Below are 2,368 nucleotides of genomic sequence, written 5' to 3'. Positions count from 1 at the left end.
GCCGTCGAGGTGCGCCCGCTGCGCTGGTGGGACCTGGAGGCCGTGCTCGCCGCCGAGCGCGACCTGTTCGGGGCGACGGCCTGGTCGGCGGAGTCGTTCTGGGCGGAGCTGGCCCAGCCCAACCGCCGCTACGTCGCGGCCGTCCGCGGTGGGGAGCTGGTCGGCTACGGCGGCGTCATGGTCAACGGCGCGGACGCCGACGTGCAGACGCTGGCGGTGCTGCGGGCGGGGCAGCGGCGGGGGACCGGGGCGCTGCTGCTGGCGCACCTGGCCCGCACGGCCGAGGGCCTCGGGGCGGCCGTGCTGCTGCTGGAGGTCGCCGCCGGCAACGCGGCGGCGCTGCGGTTGTACGAGCGGTCCGGGTTCGAGCGGATCGCGCTGCGCCGCAGGTACTACCCCGACGGCGGCGACGCCGTCATCATGCGCCGCCGCCTGCCGGGGCCCGGGTCCTGAGCGCCGCCCGCGGGCCCGGTGCGCTCAGACGTGCAGGCCGCACTCCGTCTTCGACGTACCGGCCCAGCGGCCGGCGCGGGGGTCCTCGCCCGGCTTGACGGCGCGGGTGCAGGGGGCGCACCCGATGGACGGGTACCCCCGGAGGGTCAGCTCGTTGCGGGGCAGGTCCCGCTCGACGACGTACGCCTCGAGGTCCGCCAGGCTCCAGCGCACCAGCGGGTTGACCTTCACGAGGTTGTTCTTCGCGTCCCACGCCACCACGGGCGTGCCCGCCCGGGTGGGTGCCTCGTCGCGGCGCACACCGGTGGCCCAGGCCGCGTAGCCGTCGAGGGCCTCCGCCAGCGGGAACACCTTGCGCATGGAGCAGCACAGCGCCGGGTCGCGCTCGAACAACCGCGGCCCGAACTCCGCGTCCTGCTCGGGGACGCTCTGGCGCGGCAGGACGTCCCTCACGGTGATCGGGAGCCGCTGCCTCACGGCGTCGCGCATGAGCAGCGTCTCGGGGAAGTGGTAGCCGGTCTCCAGGAACAGCACGTCCACCCCGGGCAGCACCCGGGCGTACAGGTCGAGCAGGACCGCGTCCTGCATGGAGCCGGCCACGGTGATGGAGGAGCCGAACTGCTCCACGGACCAGCGGACGACGTCCAGGGCGTCGGCGCCCTCCAGCTCCTCGCCCGCGCGGGCGGCGAGCCGCTGCCGCCCGGCCTCGTCGAGCTCCAGGCCCGGTGCGGTCACGGTCATGACGAACCTCCTCGCGGAACGGGTGCGACGCCCAGGAAGCGGACGGCGAAGATGCGCAGGCACTCCGCGCACCGCCAGGCCGTCGGGGACGCCTCGTCGGGGTACAGCTGCTCGCCCGCGCAGAAGGGGCAGTGCAGCGGCGTGCTGCGCCCGCCCTCCTCGCTCACCGCAGGTCCTCCTCCTCGGCGCGGGTCGCCCACTGGGCGAAGCGCTCGGCGGGACCGCGTTGTTCCAGCCAGCGGCGGGTGAGGCGCTCGACGTAGTCGGGCAGCTCCGCAGCGGTCACCTTGTGCCCGCGCAGCTTGCGGCCGAAGCCGACGTCCAGGCCGAGGCCGCCACCGAGGTGCACCTGGAAACCGGGGACCTGCTCGCCGGCGTCGGTGGTGACGATCTGGCCCTTCAGGCCGATGTCGGCGGTCTGGATGCGCGCGCAGGAGTTCGGGCAGCCGTTGATGTTGACCGTCACCGGCTCGGCGAGGTCGGGCAGGCGGCGCTCCATCTCGGTGATGAGGTCCATCGCCCGCTGCTTGGTCTCGACGATGGCGAGCTTGCAGAACTCCACGCCGGTGCAGGCCATCGTCGAGCGGCGCCACTGGCTGGCGGTGGCGGGCAGGCCGATCTCGGCGGCGGCGGCGGTGAAGGACGCCACGTGCTCGTCGGCGACGTCGAGGACCACGAGCTTCTGGTGGGCGGTGGTGCGCAGCCGGGTGGAGCCGTGCGCCTCCATGACGTCGGCCAGCGCCAGCAGCGTGGGGCCGTCGACGCGGCCCACCTGCGGGGCCAGCCCCACGTAGTTGCGCCCGTCGACCTGCTTGTGCACGCCGACGTGGTCGGGCGAGTTGACCGCCACCGGCGCGGGGCCGTCGAGGAGCTCGCGGTGCAGGTACTCGTCCTGCAGGACCTGGCGGAACCTCGCCGCGCCCCAGTCGGCCACGAGGTACTTCAGCCGGGCGCGGTTGCGCAGCCGCCGGTAGCCGTAGTCGCGGAAGATGCCGACGACGCCGGCCCACACGTCGGGCACCTCCTCCAGCGGCACCCACGCCCCGAGCCGCTGGGCGAGGTGGGCGCTGGTGGAGAGGCCGCCGCCGACCCACGCGTCGAAACCGGGACCGTGCTCGGGGTGCACCGAGCCGATGAAGGCCACGTCGTTGATCTCGTGGACGACGTCGTGGCG

The 2,368-nt window shown here is 74.5% G+C and carries 4 protein-coding genes; 1 reads left to right on the top strand and 3 read right to left on the bottom strand.

Features of this window, described 5'->3' with window-relative positions:
• A partial coding sequence (gene rimI, locus ABEB16_RS11105) for a ribosomal protein S18-alanine N-acetyltransferase (protein ID WP_345712315.1) occupies positions 1-453 on the top strand: 453 nt, incomplete at its 5' end.
• A 24-nt stretch (positions 454-477) separates the two neighbouring features.
• Here rimI and ABEB16_RS11100 read toward each other — a convergent pair.
• The 3 genes from ABEB16_RS11100 to ABEB16_RS11090 form a co-directional block, all read right to left on the bottom strand.
• Entirely contained in the window at positions 478-1,194 is a 717-nt protein-coding gene (locus tag ABEB16_RS11100) for a phosphoadenylyl-sulfate reductase (protein WP_345712314.1), read from the bottom strand.
• A complete protein-coding gene (locus ABEB16_RS11095; protein ID WP_345712313.1) occupies positions 1,191-1,361 on the bottom strand; it encodes an Insertion element protein in 171 nt (56 codons plus the stop codon). The genes ABEB16_RS11100 and ABEB16_RS11095 overlap by 4 nt, the downstream gene beginning before the upstream one ends.
• Positions 1,358-2,368 (bottom strand): nitrite/sulfite reductase (locus ABEB16_RS11090; protein WP_345712312.1); only part of this gene is annotated, 1,011 nt, incomplete at its 5' end. The genes ABEB16_RS11090 and ABEB16_RS11095, both read right to left, overlap by 4 nt.

Source organism: Kineococcus glutinatus, assembly GCF_039542765.1.
Taxonomy (GTDB): domain Bacteria; phylum Actinomycetota; class Actinomycetes; order Actinomycetales; family Kineococcaceae; genus Kineococcus_A; species Kineococcus_A glutinatus.
This window is presented reverse-complemented; position numbering and strand designations above follow the sequence as displayed.